At 54.0% G+C, this 18,234-nt stretch carries 14 protein-coding genes and 1 pseudogene; 3 read left to right on the top strand and 12 right to left on the bottom strand.

The window, feature by feature from the left end:
* Positions 1 to 5: 5 nt before the first annotated feature.
* The 6 genes from KI379_RS06790 to KI379_RS06765 all read right to left on the bottom strand — a co-directional run bounded on the left by KI379_RS06790 (position 6) and on the right by KI379_RS06765 (position 6,705).
* The gene (locus KI379_RS06790; RefSeq protein WP_212983149.1) at positions 6 to 1,955 is read right to left on the bottom strand and encodes an alginate lyase family protein; all 1,950 of its coding nucleotides are present in this window, start codon (positions 1,953 to 1,955) and stop codon (positions 6 to 8) included.
* A 41-nt stretch (positions 1,956 to 1,996) separates the two neighbouring features.
* On the bottom strand, positions 1,997 to 3,265 hold the full coding sequence (wecC, locus tag KI379_RS06785; protein ID WP_212983148.1) for a UDP-N-acetyl-D-mannosamine dehydrogenase: 1,269 nt from the start codon (positions 3,263 to 3,265) through the stop codon (positions 1,997 to 1,999).
* Positions 3,266 to 3,333: 68 nt separating this feature from the next.
* Complete coding sequence (gene galU, locus KI379_RS06780) at positions 3,334 to 4,230, bottom strand: UTP--glucose-1-phosphate uridylyltransferase GalU (protein WP_089546454.1); 897 nt, start codon at positions 4,228 to 4,230, stop codon at positions 3,334 to 3,336.
* 281 nt (positions 4,231 to 4,511) lie between these two features.
* On the bottom strand, positions 4,512 to 5,162 hold the full coding sequence (locus KI379_RS06775; RefSeq protein WP_306433647.1) for a CpsD/CapB family tyrosine-protein kinase: 651 nt from the start codon (positions 5,160 to 5,162) through the stop codon (positions 4,512 to 4,514).
* Between the two features lie 13 nt (positions 5,163 to 5,175).
* Positions 5,176 to 5,925, bottom strand: coding sequence for a YveK family protein (locus KI379_RS06770; RefSeq protein WP_179231905.1), 750 nt, complete (start codon positions 5,923 to 5,925; stop codon positions 5,176 to 5,178).
* 39 nt (positions 5,926 to 5,964) lie between these two features.
* Entirely contained in the window at positions 5,965 to 6,705 is a 741-nt protein-coding gene (locus KI379_RS06765) for a tyrosine-protein phosphatase (protein ID WP_212983147.1), read from the bottom strand.
* Between the two features lie 331 nt (positions 6,706 to 7,036).
* Here KI379_RS06765 and KI379_RS06760 point away from each other — a divergent pair.
* From KI379_RS06760 to KI379_RS06750, 3 genes and pseudogenes are all read left to right on the top strand, one after another.
* Positions 7,037 to 7,234, top strand: a pseudogene (locus tag KI379_RS06760) (helix-turn-helix domain-containing protein); the annotation flags it as partial.
* 182 nt (positions 7,235 to 7,416) lie between these two features.
* Positions 7,417 to 8,064 carry a metal-dependent hydrolase gene (locus KI379_RS06755; RefSeq protein ID WP_089546450.1) on the top strand — a complete coding sequence of 216 codons (648 nt, stop codon included), beginning with the start codon at positions 7,417 to 7,419 and terminating at the stop codon, positions 8,062 to 8,064.
* A gap of 366 nt (positions 8,065 to 8,430) precedes the next feature.
* Positions 8,431 to 9,351 carry a cation diffusion facilitator family transporter gene (locus KI379_RS06750; protein WP_076169574.1) on the top strand — a complete coding sequence of 307 codons (921 nt, stop codon included), beginning with the start codon at positions 8,431 to 8,433 and terminating at the stop codon, positions 9,349 to 9,351.
* Between the two features lie 54 nt (positions 9,352 to 9,405).
* On the opposite strand, the gene KI379_RS06745 is transcribed toward KI379_RS06750, so the two are convergent.
* From KI379_RS06745 to KI379_RS06720, 6 genes are all read right to left on the bottom strand, one after another.
* A complete protein-coding gene (locus KI379_RS06745; protein ID WP_212983146.1) occupies positions 9,406 to 10,569 on the bottom strand; it encodes a DUF2264 domain-containing protein in 1,164 nt (387 codons plus the stop codon).
* Between the two features lie 90 nt (positions 10,570 to 10,659).
* Positions 10,660 to 12,459: a S9 family peptidase gene (locus tag KI379_RS06740; RefSeq protein ID WP_212983145.1), complete on the bottom strand. Its 1,800-nt coding sequence runs from the start codon at positions 12,457 to 12,459 to the stop codon at positions 10,660 to 10,662.
* Positions 12,460 to 12,727: 268 nt separating this feature from the next.
* Entirely contained in the window at positions 12,728 to 13,687 is a 960-nt protein-coding gene (locus KI379_RS06735; RefSeq protein ID WP_076168543.1) for an L-threonine 3-dehydrogenase, read from the bottom strand.
* A 33-nt stretch (positions 13,688 to 13,720) separates the two neighbouring features.
* Entirely contained in the window at positions 13,721 to 14,914 is a 1,194-nt protein-coding gene (locus KI379_RS06730; protein WP_089546445.1) for a glycine C-acetyltransferase, read from the bottom strand.
* A 301-nt stretch (positions 14,915 to 15,215) separates the two neighbouring features.
* Entirely contained in the window at positions 15,216 to 16,496 is a 1,281-nt protein-coding gene (locus KI379_RS06725; protein ID WP_212983144.1) for a Gfo/Idh/MocA family protein, read from the bottom strand.
* Positions 16,497 to 16,566: 70 nt separating this feature from the next.
* Positions 16,567 to 18,195, bottom strand: a complete 1,629-nt coding sequence (locus KI379_RS06720; RefSeq protein ID WP_212983143.1) for an extracellular solute-binding protein — start codon at positions 18,193 to 18,195, stop codon at positions 16,567 to 16,569.
* Positions 18,196 to 18,234 lie beyond the last annotated feature (39 nt).

Here is an 18,234-nt window from a genome sequence, read left to right as displayed (position 1 = left end):
CCATTCTATGTCCAGCGAAACAAGGCGCGCAGTCCTTGTCCGCTTCCCCGAACGCATAATTTCAAACTTGACTCGCGTACGCCGTATCGGGGTGATACCCAGGCTTCCTGGAGCCCGGCTTCATCCGCTCCCTGTAAGATCAGTTCCAACCGGACAGCTCCGCATTGAAGCTCCCAGGTTCCTCCCATGGAAACGGCCAGAGTACCCGGCGGAAGCACAAAACAAGCCGTGTAATCCACGGCGGCTGCTGACTCTTGACCCGACAGCTCCAGCCTGTCCACGACCTCCAGCTCGCCGCTTCGCAGATAGAAATCACGCCTGTGGATCACACCGCACTTCTCTGTGTAGCCGAAGTGACTGCCAGAGAAATATTCCCCCGTGAAGGCGTTGCATTTGGCAAACGTCTGTTCGCGCATAAGAAACAGTTCGTGCTCGCCAAAGTCATTCTGTTCATGTCTTCCTACCTTTATGGTGCTGTGCATTCCGGTGCTCCGGAAAAGGTTCCGCTGATGAAAGTCCGCAGAATATACATAAGTTCCGGGATCAACGATAACATCCTGCCCTTCCACCTGAAGCTCAAAGCTCAGCTGATCATTGTGGCTGTGAGCTCCATGCCCGTGAAAGGACAGCTCGCCGCAGCGAATCAAGCAGTACGCCTTATGATTCCGCATCACATAAAATCCGCCGTGCGGGAACGCGGCCGGATCGGTATTCCGCGCGTCTAGCAACTGTACCATCGATGGTGGACCTGTCAACCATAGGGCATCCTCACACATGGAACGACCAGCCTGCCGGAAATCCTCTCGTCCGAAAAATTCGCCTGCTGCCGCGAGCAGAAAGCGAAAATCGCAACGTTCCCAACTGCCATAACGGGCCGTGATCAAATACCTTCCGTCGTCCGCATCGCCGAACATGGGTGTCCTTCCGTCCGGCTTCATCACGGACAGCATGAAATCATGCATCTCCTCGAGCCGCTTCATGAATCGGGCAGAGAAGAAAATGCCGTTGCGGGCACACCATATGGCACTGACAAGCAGCAGTTCCGCTACAAGCCGGTGGTACGAGGTAGACGCCTCATAGCTAGCACCATCCTCGTGAACCTGGACAAACATCTCCTTCTCCATTTCACGGACACCGAAATCCAGCCATTCCTTCGGTCCACTCCGGCATTTACCAGGAGCAGTGACTACAAATTCCCCGAAGTACAAACCTAATCCAATCAATCCGGCGAGATTGGACATGTAATGATTTCCCGTATGTTCATCCGTATTTTCTAAATTGTTCATAATGAACTGGCCATGCAAATACAGAGAAGCGTTAAGACGATTCCAGAATGCATTGTCAAGCAAAGGGCTATCCCGGAAGAAATAAACCGCCGAGATCCAGTTGACGGCACGAATAGCCACATCCATTGCGCATGTCCAGTTGACCGACATCGCAGGAGGGTTCTCCCGGAGCCAATCCTCTGCCTGGGCTTGAAATTCTAAGGCATACTTCTCGTTGCCGGTCAGCCAGTACGCCTTCCCGAGCGTGAAGGCATGCTGAAAACGCGAAAGCTCCCAGGGAACCTTCACGTCAGCTCTACTGAATAGATCCACAGTCCGGATCTTTTTGTAATATCGGGGCTCCCACCGGTATCCCGACTTAAAATCAACATGCCAAGGTAGGTTTGCCCCCAAATCGGTCATTCCTGAGCCCAGCAGATCAAACTGATGGGCGCAGACGATATCCGCCTGCCGTATGATTTCCGCATCCAGGCCTTCATTTCGCAGAAACGCGATATACCGATCCTTATTCATTGAATCGAACAGAAATCGACCAGCCACAGTAAATCCTTCGAAGTGGAATGGATCCAGTACAATCGGGGCGAAACGTATCCGAAGGCTCATGTACGTATTACGCGTTTCATCCAGGACTTTAGACGCCACTTTCAGTACTGCTTCATGCGGTGTCATCCGCCTGAGCTTCTTAACTTTCATAAGCAGGGAGAACATATCTACACGCCTACCTGGACACGGGGCGATTCGCTGAAGAAGCCGCGCGTATCCATTACGATTTTTTCCTGAAGCAGATTCCGATCAATCGGGTAAAAAGCATCATGGTTCACGAGAAGCAGCACGATATCCGCCTTGCGTACAGCTTCCTCAATCTCCATTAATTGGACCCCCGCCTGCTGCAGAGACTCAGGCAGAACCCGAATATGCGGCTCAACAGCAAGGAGGGTTCCGATTTCCAATTTGGACAGGTGCTCAACGATCGCAGCGGCAGGGCTCTCACGCAAATCGTCTATGTTTGCCTTGAAAGACAGTCCCAAGCAGGCAATTATCGGCGATTTGAGCCGTTTGGCCCGCTCCGCCACTTTTTCTACGACATAACCCGGCTTAAAGTCATTGACCACTCTGGCAGTATGAATGAGTTTTGCCTGCTCGGGGGCGGCATCGACAAGGAACCAAGGATCCACAGCGATACAGTGACCCCCAACTCCCGGACCAGGCTGCAAGATGTTAACTCGTGGATGATGGTTCGCAAGACGGATCAACTCCCATACGTTGATACCCAAATGGTCACAAATCAAAGAAAGCTCATTAGCAAACGCGATATTGACATCCCGGAACGAGTTTTCCGCCAGTTTGGCCATCTCAGCCGTTTTGGCATTCGTCTCCAATATTTTTCCGCTAACGAATTGTCTGTAAAAGGCTACGGCCCGTTGAGTGGATTCCAAATCAATCCCACCAATAATCCTGTCGTTCTCAACCAGCTCCCTTAGAATCTGTCCTGGCATGACCCTCTCGGGACAATGGGCTACATAAATCCGCCGGGAGGCCTGATGAACCAAACCAGATACGCTCAAATCGGTCCTTGCTTCCATTAACCATTCTGTGGCCGTCTCCGTAGTCCCAACGGGACTCGTGGATTCGAGGATTACGATATTGCCAGGACGTAAATAGGGAACAACGGCGAGGACAGCCTGCTTAACATAGGATAAATCCGGTTTCTGATTCTCCTGAAAAGGAGTCGGTACCGCCAAGATAAAGACGTCAGCTTCCTCCGGCTCCTCCGACACGTGCAGTCTTCCGCTCTGCACAGCAGCCTTCACCATAATGTCCAGATCGGGTTCCACAATATGAACCTCGCCTTGGTTGATTAGATCTATAGTCTGCCTATTTACGTCAACGCCATGAACATCGAATCCCTTAATCGCCAGCAGGCTCGCTGTCGGAAGCCCAATATAACCGAGCCCGATGACACATACCTTATTAACCATATTCGCCCCTACCTTGCTTTTATATTTGAATTAATTAGCGCTTCCTTAATTAACGGGGAATTGCATTCTTACGACCTGGGTTCAACTCTTTCCAGCTTCATGATCCGCTCCAACTCCTCAAGAAGCGGAAGTTTCAGCTCGCTCTGCTGCAAAGCAAACTGAACGGATGTCAGAATATAGCCCAGCTTTTCTCCGACATCAAACCGCTCGCCTTGAAATTCATAACCAAGGCATCCCTGCTTCGCGATCAGCTGCGAAATGGCGTCGGTTAGCTGGATTTCTCCGCCATAGCCCGCCTTCTGATATTCCAGGATACCGAATATGTCCGGTGTAAGGACGTAACGCCCCATAATCCCCAGATGAGACGGAGCTTCCCCCGGAGCCGGCTTTTCCACCACGCCGCGCAGCTCATAGGCCCGGGGGTTTGTATCCAATCTGGAGCTTGGATCAATAATGCCGTAACGCTGCGTTTGGTCGGGAGCTACCGGACCTACGCCCACTATCGGTCGTCCATATTTTTCGTACTGCTGCACAAGCTGTCCGATGCATGGAGTTTCCGCTCTAACGATGTCATCACCGAGAAGAACGGCAAAAGGCTCATTGCCGATAAAATTGCGTGCGCACCAAATTGCATGTCCCAGGCCCTTGGCCTCCTTTTGGCGGATGTAATGAATTTCAACCACCGAGGAACGCCTGACCATTTCAAGCACATCCAGTTTTCCTCTTTCGAGTAGGTTCAGCTCTAATTCGAATGAGTAGTCGAAGTGGTCCTCAATGGCCCGCTTCCCCTTGCCGGTTACAATGATGATATCTTCGATTCCTGCCTCGATCGCTTCCTCCACAATGTATTGGATGGTTGGCTTGTCGACGATCGGCAGCATCTCCTTGGGCATCGCTTTGGTCGCCGGCAGGAACCGGGTACCAAGTCCCGCCGCTGGGATAATTGCCTTCTTTACTTTTTTCATTGTACTGCCCCCATTTCTAATCCTTTTATCCCTGGTGTCATACCAGCTTCTGACTCTCTGGATGAAAGTATGAGCTATATTGTCATTAACAACATAGCTCATACTTCGATCACGAAGCATGAATAAAATCGGGCATTTAACCCGGCCTCACGTCACACTTTCGACGATAAACGTCTAAGGTACTCTCATACCCACAGCATGACCGAGTGCCTACCATGATAAAGGTACAGTAGACATAACCTTTGGGACCGGACTCATTCAAGCCCTGGCTCAGACTTGATTTATTGGTGATAATAGCGGTACTGATTCGCTTCTGATTTGCTGTACTTTTTTTGATTTAACACGACTCCCAGAATTGACGCCTTTGCATGCTCTAACTTCTCTTTCGCTTTCTGGATATATTCCCGCTTTACTTTTCCGGCCAGAATCACGATGACGGCACCATCAGCCAAAGAAGACACAATTAATCCGTCAGCTACAGCCATCACTGGTGCGGTATCAAGCAGAATAATGTCATAGCATTCTTTCCAAGCCGCAATCACTTCCGGTAATTTGTCTGATGACAATAGCTCGGTCGGATTAGGCGGGACAGGACCTGCCGTTACGAGTGACAGGTTTTCAACCACTGTACTATGGACGATATCCCCATAAGAGCATTGGTCGGCAAGCAGATTTGATAAGCCTACACGGTTCGATAAGTTAAAAATACTATGCTGGGAAGGGTGTCTCAGATCTGCATCGATTATAAGTACGTTCTTCCCTTCCTGAGCATAAGCAACGGCCAAATTGCTGATTGTGGTCGATTTGCCTTCACCCGCCTGTGTTGACGTTACAGCGATAACCCGAAGATTTTGATTCCAACCAGAAAACTGGATATTAGTGCGAATGTTCCTATAACCTTCGGAAATCGAGGATCTTCGGTTTACATTCATGATCAACTTGTTCCTATTGGCTGACTGACGCATATTTTTCACCTGCCTGCTTTTTGGATCGGTCTGTGGAACGCGAACGCAAATCCTTTTTCTTCATTTTCCGGACTGAGCCCAGCGTTGTCAGTTCCAGGTACCGCTCCACATCCTCTTCGGATTTGATCGTGTCGTCCAAATATTCCAGAAACAACACAAGGCATACAGCTGCCATCAACGAAATCACGAAAGCTGTAGCGGTGTACAGTTTTACATTCGGAACCACCGGCTTAGGCGAACTTTTCGGCGCGGCGTTGTCCAGAATGGAGATGTTGTCTACCTTCATGATTAAAGGGATTTCATCCTTGAACACCCTCGATACGGCATTTACAATGTTCATCGCCTGTTCATATGAGGCGTCCCTGACTTTGAGTTCGATAATTTGGGAGTTTTGGGCGGTTTCAACACTGACCCGATCCCTCAAATCCTGGGTGGTCACGTTTAGAGAGGGGTATTGACGAACAACTTTGTCCATGACGGATGCCGATGTGATAATGACCTTATAGGAGTTGATCAGCATAATGTTAGAATTGATTTCATTAATATCGAGCGTCGGTTTTCCCTCGCTGTCCAAATTGGACTTATTGACGATCATCGTGCTGCTTGCTTCATAAACCGGCTTCATGACATAGATGCTGTAGGCACCGGTGCCGGCCGAGCACAAAACGACCACCAATACGATCAGCCAAAGACGCTTTCTTAACATTTGCAGCAGCAGCTTGAATTCCATAATCCTTCCCCCCAATTTCATCGAATGGTTGCCTCCGCTCTAGACGGTGGGCTGATGAAACGTTCCGATCTCCTTTCCGCTGATGAGCTGCACCGCATGGTCCTCCAGGCTCCTCCGAAAGCCTGCTCCACACAGCTTGTCGATGATGCCGAGCCCTTCCTGTGCGTAAAATTTCCGCCGGACCGTGTTGTGCGCATCCGTTCCTATCAAATGGACCAACCGGTGTTTGCACAAGTAAGCAGCTGTGCTCTGTACCGATTCCCCAAAAAATCCGGCAAGAGATTGGGTCGTCACCTGCAGCAGGACGCCGAAGTCCCGAATCCATCCCGCCACTTGATCGGGCTGATCGATAATCCCCAAATTCCGTTCCGGATGGGCAATGACGACCCGAAGATCGGCCCGCTTCATGAAGGCAAGAAAATCTGTAAAATACCCGGGTACCTTGCGGGAGGGAAGCTCTACGAGTAAATAGCGGCTGCCGGCAAGCGTCTGGATCCGGCCGCGCCGGAATTCGGTGGGATAACGTTCGGTAAGGTGGTACTCCTGTCCAGGGAGCACCTTCAGGGGGATCCCGGCGCGTTTGAGCTTGGCGTTAAACAGCTTCACGCGGCGGTTGATTTTTTTGGCGGAGTTCAAATAATGTCTCTCTCGGTGGTGCGGGGTGGCGATGATCGTCGTAATCCCTTCTTCCACTGCAGCCGCAGCCAAGCGAAGTGCTCCATCGATCGTTTTCGGCCCGTCGTCCACAGCCGGCAGGATATGGCAGTGTGTATCGATCATACGTATCAGCATCCATCCCTTTGATTTTTGAAAAACAGCGAAACATTATGTATCATTAAATACGGAAGCTCGACAGAATATGCACTGGTTCCGGCTTCCTGGTGTAACAGATGGTGACGAATTGCGTCTTTATTCCTGGTATTGGATTAATCTATGAATAAAGATTGACTTTCCAAGAGGAGAATGAACCTGTTTTTTTGGGTAAATCGGTTCAAAAACAGCTTGCACTATTGACGACACTGTTAATTTACGATACATTTTGTATCATGTCAAGCGTTATTTAGCAGGTCCAATTGCTCACGCATACCCGGGTATCCAAGGGGGGAAAGAAATGAATTACGGCAACCGAATATCAGAGCTTAGGGAGCAGAAGAAATTGACTCAAGAGGCATTGTCCATAACCCTTGGGATCAGCCGGGCGGCCTTGTCCCACTATGAGAAGAACCGCAGGAAACCGGATTTTGATACGCTGTCGAAACTGGCTGATTATTTTCAAGTCTCCATAGATTATTTGCTTGGACGGACAGAGGCAGCCGCGGCGGACGAAAATTCGGATACAGCCAATCCGGCTGATTAACGGACCTGATGGTAACACGAACTTTAGTCCTATCCTCTCTGACAGGCATATACACGTGACACCAAAACGTGTATAATACGATAGCAAACATATGTTTGCCTGCAATCATCCTGATGTCAGTCAGAGGAGGAGAAATGAAGGGTTCGACACATCTCGCTATAGGCGTAGTGATCGGTGCTGCCGCCGCAGCCCATTATCCGTTTACGCTGAAGCATGCAGCGATGTACATCGCGGTTTCCGCCTTATCAGCGCTCAGCGCAGACCTCGACGGCCCCAGCATGCTCAGTTCTACCCTCGGCCGGTTCTCGAAATGGCTCAGAGAATGGCTGTACTGGTCCGGGCTTCTGCTCGTGATCGTCCTGGGGTACCTGTATATTGCTAAGGGGAGCTTTTATCTCGAATATTCCATTTTGGCGCTCGTCCTGTTTCTGCTCGGACTGATCATTAAAGACGGCATGATTCGTAACGTGCTCGTCAGCCTGATTGGCTGCATATTGATTTACGCCGGAATACATAACGCCATGGTCTGGATGTCCGGACTGGGTGGATTTGTGGGTATCGCCCCTTGGCTCAAACACCGCGGCATGACCCATACCGTCTGGGCGGTTTGGCTCTGGGCATGGATCAGTTCCGGACTGGAGGCATACCTCAATCTGGAAGGGATCATGCTCGTATCCACCGCCGGGTACTTGTCCCATCTGATCGCCGATTCGATGACGCCAAGCGGTGTAAAGTGGCTGTATCCGCTCTACAGGAAATCCTTTAAACTTCCGTTTAAATAGCCTCCGCAGTTAGACGATCCAGCCTTGTACCGGAAAGCTTCTGTTTCATCAACCAAGCAGCGTCAATTTAGGCCTCATAGCCGGCATAAAGCCTCCTGTTATTTGTCCGCCTCCTGCACCTCTTTTTATGCGGGTAAGACAAATGTCACGGGAGGCTTTTGTTCTGTCGCTTGAGCCGGAAAGTGGGAATATGATGTATACGATTCCACCTTTTTCCGAATACTTTTAACTCGGAGGACTCCCGAGGCGCGATATTGTCGTGTCATGCGGGGGTTATCTTTGTCCGCGAGGCATGTTTTGGCGTAATAAGAAATGTTTATTTTTGGTTATATAAAAAGAAATAAACCCAAGAATAGAGCGAGGAGACTGGAGTCCGTGGCCAGCAAATCAATATTGGCGGTATGGGTCAGCCTCATCAGCAACGTCTTGCTGACCCTTCTCAAAATCATCGTCGGGCTGTTATTCGGCAGTAAGGTTCTCGTAGCCGACGGGATTCATAATGCAGGCGATGTCGTGGCGACGATCGCGGCACTTACCTCGGCCATGGTATCCCGCAAGCCGGCGGATGAAGATCATCCCTACGGGCATGGGAAAGCCGAAGCGATCGCATCGGGCATCGTGGCGATCATTCTCGTCATGGCGGCGCTGCTGATGGTGTATAAATCAATCGAATCGCTGTTCGTTCCTCCAGCTGAAGCCAGCTGGATCGCGCTTGCGGCCGCGCTGGTTTCCCTGATCTGGAAGCAGATCCTGTACATGTACTGCATCCGGATCGGCAAGGCTGAGAACAGCCGCAGCCTGATCGCCACGGCCTACGACCATATCGCGGACGTCTACGCTTCCGCAGCCGCGTCCATCGGGATCGGCATTTCGCTGATTGGCGAAGCCTATCATATCCCCTATACGGAATACGGCGACCCGGTGGCCGGGATTATCGTATCGTACCTGGTGATCCGGCTCGGGTACAAAATGGGACGGGAGTCCGTCGACATTCTGATGGACAAAAACATCACGAACGAGCAGCTCGCCATGCTGAGCTCGATCATCTACTCCGTTCCCAACGTGAAACGCGTCGACAGCATTCGAGCCCGGGAGCTCGGCAACGCCATCATCGTCGACGTCAAGGTCAGCGTTCCCAACCATCTCACCGTACAGGAAGGGCATGACGTCAGCCGGGAAGTGAAAAAAACGATCATGGAGCGCATGAAGCAGGTGGCCGACGTCATGGTGCATCTGAACCCATGGTACGATGACGGACAAGAGGCTGTCCCCGCCAGGCCGAAGTAGCCTGGGGACAGCCTCTTGGTTTGTGACAAGCACGGTTCCATCATCCGGTGCTGCTTAATGTCCAAGCGCATGGTCGATTCGGCCATGCCCGCCGCTCCAAATCCGCTTGGACGTCCACTCAGCTTCGCCCTGCCAGAACGGATCGTTCTCCGGCAGCGCGAGAGGCAGCAGGACGGTCGCGCATAGATACAAGCTGCCCGTAGAAATGTAACCCTCGCCCAGCTCCGGCTGATGACCGCTGAGGCCAATGCGCAGCCAGCCTTCGGCGTCGTACGTTCCGGCCGGCTCGAAGCAGCGCTTCATAACGGCCGTCAGCGCGCCGCGTACCTGCGCCGCGTCCAGCCCTTCCGGCAGCCGCTGCTGCCAGGCCAATTGGGCCAGCAGATGGAAGGCGCCCGTCCGGTAGCTGATGGACCGGCCGACCACCGGAAAGCTGCCGTCCGGGGCGATCATGCGCTCCAGCTGCTCCGCGTAACGCTGCGCCCGGACGAGCGCAGGTCCCTTGTGCGCCTCCCAGTCCGGCTGCAGCGCGCCGGCGTGATCCAGCACGTCCAGCAGCATCGGGTGGATGACAAAGCTGTTGTAGTAGTCGGCGTGGTACGCCGGCCCGTCGCCGTACACTCCGTCACCGGCGTACCACTGTTCCAGCTGCTTCAAGGCGTAATCGATCCGCATCGGATCCCAGTCCCGGTCGCCAAACCGGGCCAGAGCCGTCTCGATGACCGCCGAGAACAGCAGCCAGTTGTTGAAGAACGGCTTGCGCGTACGGGTCAGCTTCCAGGTGGATAGCCATCTTTGCTTTTGCTCGTCCGTTAACGGATCCCATAAAACATGGGGTGCACGGAGAAAAGCTTGGCACAAGAAGGCCGTGTCCACGATGGGCTGATGCCCTTCGCCAAAATTCAGCACGTCCGGGGAGGCCGGGTCGCTGGCCTGCTCCAGCGCTTGATGCGTCAGCCCCAGCAGCTCTGTGCGCAGCCGCTGCTCCTCCGCGCTTCCACCCTCGGCTCTGAGCCAAGGGGCGATGCCGTCCAGCAGGCGGCCAAAGGCCTCCAGATGGGTGTAAGCCTCCCGGCCATCCCCGCTGCTCTCCACCGGCATCTCTGCGCGCAGCCTTCCCTCCGCAAGCCGCGCCAGCACCGGACGCGCCCAGCATTCCAAATGATGAAGCCAATACAGCCGCTCTTCCCTGCCAGCATGTTCTGTTCGTTCCGACATTCCTCTGTCTCCTCTCCCGGCTTCACGGCCGGCCCTAAGTTGGATGAAATCGCCTCATTCGCGCGGGCTTACAAAAGCCCCCTCCACTCGCTACTGGCAGCGGTTCATGAACTCGACCATGCGGGTGTATGCGATTTTTTCGTTGGCCTTTTTGGTCATGCCATGACCCTCGTCCTCGAACACAATATACTCAACGTCGCGGCCCTTGGCCTGGAGCGCTTCCACGATCTGGTCGGACTCCGCCTTGACCACCCGCGGATCGTTAGCCCCTTGAATGATCAGCATCGGGTTGACCATCTGATCCAGATACGTTATCGGCGAATCCTTGACGAACCGTTCGCGGTCGCGTTCCGGATCGCCGAGCCAGCGCTCCATGATCGACTTCCAGTGGTCCGGCACGGAATGGTAGAACGTAAACAGATTGCTTACGCCGAAAATATCCACGGCCGCCCGGAAATACTCGGGATTGCGACCGGCCAAGAGCAGGGTCATATATCCGCCGTAGCTGCCGCCGACCACGAACAGCTTATCCCTTGAGGAAATGCCTTGCTCGAACAGCCACTCCATCCCTGCCAGGCAGTCCTTGCGCGGCCCTTCGCCCCAGTCCTGCTCTACCAGCTTCACAAACGAGCTGCCATAGCCTGTGCTGCCGCGGAAGTTCGGGCAGAAAATGTTGTAGCCCTGCGCGATAATATATTGGAACATCGACCGGAACTGCTTGCGCTCCGCGGCCTGCGGCCCGCCGTGCGGCCAGAATACCGTATACCCGTTGGCCGTATCCGCCTTCGCCCGGTACAAAAGTGCCTCGATCTTCATCCCGTCAAAAGAGGAATAGGACACCACTTCGGGCGCGGACAAATCCTCCTCGGTCAGTCCCGTCAGCACGTTTTTCGTCAGCATCGTCCACTGTCCGTCCGCGTAACGGTACACATTCAGCGGCTTGACAGCGCCGCGCGCAAGCACGTACAGGTTCCCTGACCGGGTTACGGTCAGCTGGTGTACGATATCGGCGGGCAGCGGAATCGGCGTCAGCTCGCCGGTGTCCAGGGCATACGCGTACAGCCGGTCTTCGACCCCGCGGTCCGTCACCAGATACGCCGTCCGCGATTCCCGGTGCAGACGGATCAGCTCCACACTTTCCCGCTCGATGTGCAGCCGTTGTTCAAACGTGCCAGTTGCCAGATCGAAGGAAGCCAAATAAGCAAATTCCGCATCATAGTCGGTGGCAAAGACCACCTCCCCATCATTTAGAAAATGAACCTCACCGGCATTATGGACCCGCCCGGGATCCGGCGTCAGGCACTGATCCGCCTCGTCCCCTACCCGGCGTAAATAACTGACGTTGTATGTATTGGCGTAGCTCTTGGTGTATGCGAAGGTCTGCTCATCCGGGCTGACGGCCGTAAGACTGGTCGTCGTTTCTTCGCCCTGCAGGAGCAGCCGGTCCTCTCCCGTATCCAGGCGGTACACCCGGGAATTCAGAAACATCGGGTTATCCCGGGAGGTGCTGTAATACAGGCGGTTGCCATCTTCGGACAGATGGACAAAGTAATGCTTCTCATCCGGAGAACTCTCAGGAAACAGCGGCAGCGGCTGTCCGCCGTTCCACTTCAGCGCATGGAATTGGTAGTTTTCGTCGCCGTCGCGGTCAAACGCCGTCAGCAGATGCCTTCCCTCCGGGTCCGGCTTAACGAAGCTGGCCATTTGATCGTTGTACGTCAGCGGGTAAGGATACGATGTATCCCCTTTCAAATCCATGGCCCACACATTGAATTTCCCGCTCAGGCTGGCGCTGAACACAAGCCTCGACTCGTCGGCGCTCACTCCGAAGCTGCTGATGACATAGCTCTGAAAAAACTGCTCCACATCCGGTTTTGGAAATGATATCATGCCTTCGCCTCCTTTGATTAGGTGTGATTAGGCGCTTATATACTTGCTGCTGCAGTGAAGCTTCGTGTTGGCTGCGCCTGTACACTTTCTTACCCATTATATCGAAAAAACGGCCTGCGGAAGGGCGATCATCCCTACTTTTTTTCCGCCAAAAAACCAAAAAAGCCGCACTCCCAAGGCCCATGCATCCCATTGCATTCCTTCCTTGAGCGTACAGCTTTTTCCCGTTACAGCTTTCCAGCTTCATTAAATGTTCGTATCCGTCGAATCATGCTTTACGGAGCAGTTGTCTCCCGCCAAGATGGCCCAGCATATCCTTCGTCATGGCATCCAGGTCGTAACGCGCCCGGAATCCCCATTCAGCCTTCGCCGCCGAAGCGTCGATGGAGTGCGGCCAGCTGTCTGCAATCGCCTGCCGCTTCGGATCGACATCGTAGTCCAGCGTGAAGCCTGGGATTTCTTTGCGGATCGCCGCGGCGATCGCTTCGGGATCTACGCTCATGGCCGTCACGTTAAAGGAATTGCGGTGCGTCAGCCGCGACGAGTCGGCTTCCATCAGATCAATGATGGCGGTCAGGGCGTCCGGCATGTACATCATATCCATGTTGGTGCCCTTGGCGATATAAGACGTGTACTTGCCTTGAGTGACGGCCGCATAATAAATCTCCACCGCATAATCCGTCGTCCCTCCGCCGGGAGGCGTCACATAGGAAATCAGCCCGGGAAAACGGAGGCCCCGCGTATCGAGCCCATATTTATGGAAATAGTAATCGCACAGCAGCTCACCGGACACCTTGTTCACGCCGTACATCGTGTTGGGGCGCTGAATCGTGTCCTGCGGCGTGTTGTCCTTCGGCGTCGACGGCCCGAACGCCCCGATGGAGCTTGGCGTAAAGAACTGGCATTTCAGCTCTCTGGCCACCTCCAGCGCATTCATCAGCCCGCCCATGTTCAGATTCCAGGCCAGGAGCGGCTTCTCTTCGGCTGTTGCCGACAGCAGCGCCGCCAAATGAATGATCGTATCGACCTGATATCGCTTGGCAATTTCATACATCGCCTTGTCATTGGTTACGTCCAGCAGCTCGAAAGGACCCGTACGGGTAATTTCGTGGGCGGATGAACGCAGATCTGTCGCAACGACCGCGTCGTTGCCGTATATTTCACGCAGCTTGGCAACCAGCTCGGAGCCGATTTGCCCAAGCGCCCCTGTCACCAGAATCCTTTTCACGCGTCATTCCTCCTTGGAAAATTCACTAAAAATTTACCCGATCAGGTTCATTTCTTTGCCGACCTTTTCGTATACACCGATGACCTGCTCCAGCATTTCCTTCGTATGAGCGGCTGTCGGCATGTTGCGAATCCGCCCCGTTCCCTTCGGCACCGTAGGGAATACGATTGATTTGGCATAGACGCCTTCCTCAATCAGCCGCTTGCTGAACTGCTGCGTCTTCACTTCGTCCCCGATGATGCAAGGGGTGATCGGCGTTTCGCTGTGCCCGATGTCATAACCAAGCGCGCGCAGACCGTCTTTCAGAAAACGGCCGTTCTCCCACAGCTTGTCGATGAGATCCTTGTCGTTCATCAGAATGTCCACCGCCGCGATGCAGGCCGCAATGACTGCCGGAGGCTGGGAGGTCGAGAACAGGAACGGACGGCTTCTCAGCTTCAGCCACTCGATCAGCTGCTTCGAACCGGCGACATAGCCGCCAACAACGCCAATCGCTTTCGATAACGTACCGATTTGAAAATCGATCCGGTCGGACAGGCCGAAATGCTTGACGGTTCCCGCTCCTTCGCCCAAAACGCCGGAGCCGTGAGCATCGTCAACATACGTAATGAGGTCGAATTCCTCGGCAATCTTTACGATTTCCGGCAGCTTGGCGATATCGCCGTCCATCGAGAACACGCCGTCCGTGATCACCATAATTTTGTTGTACAAGCCGGATTCCTTGGCTGCTTTCGCCTGGCTTCTCAGATCTTCCATGTCCGAATGCTTGTAGCGGATCACTTTCGCCTTCGACAGGCGGCAGCCGTCGATAATGGAAGCATGGTTCAGCTCATCGGACAAGATGGCGTCGTTTGCGTCCATTACCGCAGAAATGGCGGCCATGTTGCAGTTAAAGCCCGATTGGTACACGATGACGGCTTCCGTGTGCTTGAACCCGGCCAGCTTCTCCTCCAGCTGGTTATGCAAATCCAGCGTTCCGTTGATCGTTCTGACTGCGCCTGCACCCGCACCGTGCGTCTTGGCTGCCTGCACCGCCGCGTCGACCAGCCGGGAATCGGTGGCGAGACCCAGGTAGTTGTTGGAGGAAAGGTTAATCAAGGACTTTCCATCAATTTGGATCACCGGGCCGTTCGGTCCCTGCACCGTATCAATCACGTTATACAATCCCTTGGCTTTCAGATCCTCAATGTTCGTGCTTAGAAACAAGTCCAACGCCTGACTTGCCATATCAATCCCTCCTCAATATACATATGTCCTCTCACAGTAGACATTTAAAATCCGTTATATCCCTTGTCAGTAAAGGATTTATTTAATTTTTAATGTATCACCTTTTATTCGATTTGTACATCCACTGAGGACAAAAATATTTTGGATTTTTTTCAGGGCAAAGCACCTTCCGGGCTGATGAACAGCGGAAATGAAAAACAACTAAACCCGAGGCATTCGGAGTTTAGTTGTTTTCTGGGCGTGCCATTCCACTGGAAAACAGGACAGCGACGTCTTGTTTCCGCCCGCTCGCTTCATCGCCCTATTTCGGCTGCTCGGCCGTTTGCTTCCTGGTCGTCCATGCTTTTGCAAATTCATTCAAATCGATTGATTTTCCTTGATGAAGCCGCGATTCCTCTGCCGCAAACGCCATCAGATGGCTGCGCACCGATGCGCTTGCCGACGTCAGGCTTTCCTGGCCGTTGTAGCCGCGGACTTCCTTGAGGAAGCTGCGGACGATGCCGCTGTCCCCGCCGCCGTGGCCGCTCGCCTGGGACGGGATGGCGATTTCCGTCTGCTGATGGGTCAGAAAATCGAAGACGGTGACCTTTCCTTCCTCGCCGCGAAGCTCGCCGCGCGTGCCCATGATCTGAATCCGGCGCTCCTGCTCAAAGGTAAAGCCGCACATGCTGAACATCGCCGTAGCTCCGCCTTCAAATTCCATGTTGACCACCTGGTGGTCAACGACGTTGTTGTCGCTGCGGTAGACGCAGCGGCCGTAGTCCGTCTCGCGCAGGCCCTGGATGATGCTCGCCTTCGTCAGCTCCGGCGTGAAATGTCCAGCCCAGCCTTTGTATTGGTCGCTGAGGTAGAACCTCGGCGCCGAATACGGGCAGTCCGGCTCGACGGCACAGTCCAGGCAGCGGTCTGCCGAGCCTTCCGGCGCACGGCCTTCATGGAAGTGCATCAGCGAGCCGTACGAGCTCACCCGCATGCATTGCTTATCCATAAGCCAGGACAGCACATCCATGTCGTGGCAGGATTTGGCCAGAATCATCGGGCTTGCCTTGTCCGAGTGATTCCAGTTGCCGCGGACGAAGCTGTGGGCGATATGCCAGTAGCCCACGTTCTCGTTCAGCTGGATCGACGCGATTTCGCCGATCGCCCCGCTGTCGATCACCCGCTTGATCGTGCTCCAGAACGGCGTGTACCGCAGTACATGGCAGATCGTCAGCAGCCGGTCATGGTCCCTGGCCGCCTGCTCCATGTCCAGGCATTCGCCGGGATCCGGGGACATCGGCTTCTCCAGCAGGACATGATACTTTTGCCTCAATGCCTGCATGGTGGGGCCGTAATGCATCCGGTCCTGCGTGCAGATGACGGCGATGTCCGCCATCCGCTCCGCGGCGAGCAGCGGCTCCCAGGATTCGTAGCACTGCTCCGGATCAATGCCGTGCTTCTCGGCAAAACGGAGCCGCCGCACCGGGTCCGCCTCGGCCACGGCCACGAATTCCAGCTCATGCGGATAGTCCAGCGCGTATGGGGCATAACCTCCGGCTCCGCGGGCGCCCGCGCCGATCAGAATCGCTTTCAGTTGCGTCATATCTTGTTCGCTCCTTTGAAGTCTCTATATAAGTTGAACAATTGAACTGGGTTCAACCTATACATTGCAATTATTTGGAATAACGGTCCGCCGCCGACTGATAGATGGCGATGTAGCGGTCCAGGCCCATTTTTTGCAGCGTGGACACGTACGCATCCCACTCGTCAAAGGAGGCGTTGCCGGATATGAATTTGTCGCGCATTTCGTCGACATAGGTCGTAATATCCGTCTGGATGCCCGTCAGGTCGGCCTGCTCCTCAGCAGTGAAGTTGAACGGCGGCCAGATTTGATCCTGCGGAACGACATGTGACTCCGCTTTTTTGGCATTGTCCACGGACGTCGGTAGTCCTTCGGCTCCTTTGAAGTACTTCTGAGTGACGAAGCCGGGATAATAACCGCCTGGCCAAATCAGGTACTGCCCCACCGCCTGGTCCAGATTCAGGCCGTTCGGGTTGTTTTTGATGTCGTCTACGTAATCCACGCTGCCGTCCGCGTTTTCTTTATAGGTCTCATCTTTCCAGCCCATGAAGAACATCTTGATGCCTTCGTCGCCGTAAAAATAGTCCATCCAGCGCATCAACGCCTCCGGATTTTTCGCTTTATCGGTCAGTACAAACATCCCGATGTTGCCGAGCGGCGATCCGGTCGCGCTGAACATTTGGTCGCCATGCGGCCCTTTAAGCACCGGCAGCCCGACATAGCCCTTCTGGTTGTAAATCGCCACCGGGTCAACGTTATCCACTACCCCGATCAGCCCTTCCATCCCTTTCGCATCGACTTCGGTGCTCTTGACCGACATGATGTCCTGTTCCAGCAGGCCGTCCTTGTAGAGCTTGTTGACGTACTGCAGCAGCTCTTTGTAGCGCGGATCGGTCGGGATAAATCGGACTTTGCCGCTGTCTGGATCGGTATCGACATAAATATTTGACGTTCCGTGGTTGTTCAGGCCGAAAGAGCCGCGCAGGTAGTTGACCAGGCCAGCCGCTCCGACCGCACCCCATGCGATTTCGTCCTTCTGTCCGTTACCGTTCGGATCATTCTCCTTAAACGCCTTCAGCATGTTATAAAACTCATCCAGCGTCTGCGGCTCCTTCAAGCCCAGCTTGGTGAGCCACTCGCTTTTCACCCATGGCGTCCCGTACAGCACGGACTTGAATTCCGGATCGTACAGCGTCGGCAGACCGTAAATGTTGCCGTCCGGCATCGTGATGCCTTTTTCGATGATCGGGTACTTCTCCATCAGCGCTTTAAAGTTGGGCGCATATTTGTCGATCAGGTCGTTCAGCGGAAGAAATGCGCCCTGTTTGCCGTATTTGAGCAAGTCGGCCCGGGGAAACGCGGAAGCGTAGAACATTTCCGGGTAATCGCCGCCGGCCAGCAGCAGATTGCGCTTCTCCGCCAGATTATCCTTCTGGACCGTGTCCCACTGGACGTGAATGTTGGTCATTTTCTCGTATTCCTGCCACAGCTTGATGTTGTTCCAGTCGGCATTGGCGAAAAACTTGCCGGCAAAAGCGTTCACCGTCAGCTTGTCGGTTACAATCGGCATCCCGGTCTCATTAACCTGTCCCCCGGCCGATCCCCCGCCCTTCGATTCCGCGGCTGCGCCGCCTTCCTTGTCCCCCGAGCTGCAGCCCGCCGCCAGCGATACCGTCAGCAAGCAGGTCAGCAGCAGACTCCCCCATTGCTTCAGCTTCATCCAAGATTCCTCCCTTTGTTCTGATTCCAACCACGATTC

It is taken from the genome of Paenibacillus cineris, assembly GCF_018333335.1.
Classification (GTDB): domain Bacteria; phylum Bacillota; class Bacilli; order Paenibacillales; family Paenibacillaceae; genus Paenibacillus_AQ; species Paenibacillus_AQ favisporus.
The sequence above is the reverse complement of the archived record's forward strand: the minus strand, read 5'-3'. Positions and strand labels throughout refer to the sequence as shown.